This is a genomic window from Bacillus sp. LR--39 (assembly GCF_053613335.1).
This window is the reverse complement of the sequence record NZ_JBSIOT010000977.1, coordinates 1-672: the sequence shown is the minus strand read 5'-3', so window position 1 is coordinate 672 and position 672 is coordinate 1. Positions and strand designations below refer to the sequence as shown.

Here is a 672-nt window from a genome sequence, read left to right as displayed (position 1 = left end):
CTTTTTTCATTTGTTTTGCTTCCGGGTTGAGAAAAAAGCCGATCTTGGTTAAATCCTTGTCCTCATCCAAAAATTGAAAAACAGTCTCTACAGCTAGCAGTACCCGTTTTGACACATCCTCCGTGTTTAATCCGTTTTCCAGAAGAAGTGACTCTGTCAGCTTTCTGACTCGAGAGTGAAAATCGGTTATTAACTCGGCAAAGATGGCTTCTTTGCTTTGAAAGTACAGGTAAAATGAAGGCTGCGTGAACCCAGCATTTTTCACAATTTCACTTACCTTCGCGTCATGGAATCCCCGAATCGAAAATTCATTAGCGGCAGCTTTGAGTAACCGTTTCCGGCTTTCTTCCCCTTTACGTCCTTTTTTACTTTTCAACGAGGACCACCCCCAAAAATAATACTCGCAAGTAATGTTACTCACGAGTATTATTTCATGGCATTTGCTTCATTGTCAATGATTTCAAACTGATCCTGTTTGTCAGCTTTCTTTATTAAAGGGTCTCATGCATTTCGAATAACTGAATCAATTCATTGCTTACTATATCAATGGCTTTTCATTCACTGATAGGTATTTGCTGAATAGATTGACATTCAGGCTGTGACAAACTTTATTCTTTTTTTCTAACGAGCATCACTCCGGGGCCAGATAGAGTTTTGCCCGCAAATGCAAGG

1 protein-coding gene is annotated in these 672 nt (G+C 39.9%); it reads right to left on the bottom strand.

Going from position 1 to position 672, the window contains the following annotated elements:
- The coding region (locus ACWHAR_RS27870; RefSeq protein WP_452088543.1) for a TetR/AcrR family transcriptional regulator at nucleotides 1-376 on the bottom strand (376 nt) is incomplete at its 3' end.
- Between the last annotated feature and the right edge of the window lie 296 nt (nucleotides 377-672).